Source organism: Burkholderia sp. DN3021, from assembly GCF_049805555.1.
Classification (GTDB): domain Bacteria; phylum Pseudomonadota; class Gammaproteobacteria; order Burkholderiales; family Burkholderiaceae; genus Burkholderia; species Burkholderia pyrrocinia_C.
This window is the reverse complement of the sequence record NZ_JBNCAB010000195.1, coordinates 1-2,614: the sequence shown is the minus strand read 5'-3', so window position 1 is coordinate 2,614 and position 2,614 is coordinate 1. Positions and strand designations below refer to the sequence as shown.

The window sequence follows — 2,614 nt, the reverse complement described above, 5'->3', positions numbered from 1 at the left end:
GCCGCAACGCGCGCGTGCGCATCGCCGCGCCGGCCGGCGTCGCCGTCGCGCTCGTCGCGGCCGGCCTCGGGCTGTCGCAGGTCACGTGGACCGTGCCCGCGAACGCGCCGCTCACCGTGCGGCTGCTGCAGGGCAACGTGAAGCAGGACATCAAGTTCGAGCAGGAAGGCATCGACGCGGCGATCAAGATGTACCAGCAGATGATCGTCGAGAAGCCGGCCGACCTGATCGTCACGCCCGAGACCGCGATCGCAGTGATGATCCAGGAGCTGCCCGAGCCGTTCGCCGTCGCGATCCGCAAGTTCAGCGACACGACCGGTTCGGCCGTGCTGTTCGGCGCGGTCGGCGCGTCGGTGACCGAGGAGGGCCGCTACGTCGACTATACGAACAGCCTGTACGGCGTGACGCCGAACTCGCGCGACATCTATCACTACGACAAGCACCACCTCGTGCCCTTCGGCGAATTCATTCCGTGGGGCTTCCGGTGGTTCGTCGACCTGATGAAGATGCCGCTCGGCGATTTCGCGCGCGGCGCGCCGGTGCAGAAGCCGTTCCTCGTGCACAACCAGCCCGTGATGGCCGACATCTGCTACGAGGACTTGTTCGGCGAGGAAATCGCCGCGACGATCCGCGACAACCCGCAGCCGCCCGGCGTGCTCGTCAACGTGACGAACCTCGCATGGTTCGGCGACACGATCGCGCTCGACCAGCACCTGCAGATCGCGCGGATGCGCTCGCTCGAAACGGGCCGGCCGATGCTGCGCTCGACCAATACCGGGATGACGGCCGCGATCGACGCGCACGGGCGCGTGCTCGGCCAGTTGAAGCCGTTCACGATCGGCTCGCTCGACGTGCGGATCGAAGGCACGAGCGGCTTCACGCCGTACGTGACGAGCGGCAACAACATCGTGCTCGCGGTGTCGTTCGTGCTGCTTGCGTTCGGCTTCACGTTCGGGCCGGGGCTGCGCCGGCGCAACGGCCCGAAGCCCGACGACGACCGGCACGCATGACGCAACAGGCGGCCGCCGCGCGCTGCGTGGAGGCCGCCGCCGCGCGACGCGGCCCGCGACCGCAACGCGGTCGGCCGCTCAGGCCTGCCGGGCCGATCGGTCCGACCGGTCCGATTGAGCCGGCTGCGCGGCCAGGCTCCGCAGATCGCGGCTCACCTCCTCCATCACCGGCTCCCACGCGCCGAACGTCCGCTGGCGGTACAGCGTCGCGGTCGGATACCACGGGCTGCCCTTGCGTTCGAGCAGCCACGGCCAGTGCGGATTCACGTCGAGCAGCACCCAGGTGCGCGCACCGAGCGCGCCAGACAGGTGCGCAACCGACGTGCACACGGTGATCACGAGATCCAGCGCGCCGATGAACGCGGCCGTATCGTCGAAGCTCTTCAGTTCCGTCGTGAAGTCCGCGATCGCGAAGCCGGCTGCACGCGCCGCCGCGACATCCGCATCCGCGCCCGGCTGCAGCGAATAAAACGCGACGCCGTCGATCCCGCGGAACGCGTCGGCATAACGCTCGAGCCCGACGCGCCGGAACGGATTGCGCTGGTGGCCCGCACTCCCCGTCCACACGAGCCCGACCTTCAGCCGGCGCTCGCCCGCGAGCCGCGCGCGCCACGCATCGCGCGCATCGGGATCGGCCCGCAGGTACGGCACCGACGACGCGAGCGTCGACGCTTCCATGCCCAGCATCAGCGGCAGGCCGATCAGCGGCACTTCGTAATCGAATGCGGGCAGCGCGTCGACGCCGCCGCCCGCGCCGAACGCGTCCGCCTGCGCGCCCAGGCTGCGCTGCATCAGCGTGCCCACCTGCGGGAACGTATTCCACGCGAGCCGGCCGCCCTCGCGATGCACGCGCTCGGCGAGCGGCGTGACGAAGCGGCAGAACTGCAGCACGTCGCCGAGCCCCTGCTCGCCCCATACGAGCAGCGTCTTGCCCGCGAGCGGCTCGCCCTGCCAGCGCGGGCCCGGCAGCGCCGGCCGGCGGCCGCGCAGTTCGCCGGCGCCGTCCCAGCGCGCCTCGTGGCCGCGCCAGCCGGCCGCGTGGTTGCCGCGCACGAGCTGGATGATCGCGAGGTTGAAACGGAACGACGCGTCGTCGGGCGCCAGCTCGCACGCACGCGTCGCGTAACGCTCGGCGTCGTCCCAGCGCTGCGCCTCCTTCATCGCCATCGCGACGTTGTTCATCGCGAGCGCATTGTCGGGCGCGAGGTCGGCGAGCCGCGCGGCGCACGCGAGCGCGCCGTCGAGGTCGTGCGTCGCGAGCCGCGCGACGACGAGGTTGATCCATGCCTGCACGTCGCGCGGATCGGCGTTCACGGCCGCGTCGAGCAGCGCGATCTCCTCCGCGCGATCGCCGCCCGACAGCCGCAGCGCGATCGCGAGGTTGTTGCGCAGCGACGGCCAGCCGGCATCGGCCGCCAGCGCCGCGCGGTACGGCGCGACCGCGTCCGCGTGACGGCCGGCCATCTGCAGCGCGTAGCCATGATTGAAGTGTGCGGCCGCGGCCCCCCCCCCCCCCCCCCCCCCCAACCCCCCCCCCAACCCCCCCCCCCCCCCCCTCCCCCCCCCCACCCTCCAACATAAACATTAAATAATAAAAAAAAAAA

The 2,614-nt window shown here is 71.1% G+C and carries 1 protein-coding gene and 1 pseudogene; one reads left to right on the top strand and one right to left on the bottom strand.

The window, feature by feature from the left end:
- The coding region (lnt, locus tag ACPUER_RS36310) for an apolipoprotein N-acyltransferase (RefSeq protein ID WP_425133521.1) at positions 1–1,010 on the top strand (1,010 nt) is incomplete at its 5' end.
- Positions 1,011–1,088: 78 nt separating this feature from the next.
- On the opposite strand, the pseudogene ACPUER_RS36305 reads toward lnt, so the two are convergent.
- Positions 1,089–2,510: pseudogene (locus ACPUER_RS36305) on the bottom strand (hypothetical protein); the annotation flags it as partial.
- Positions 2,511–2,614: the final 104 nt, after the last annotated feature.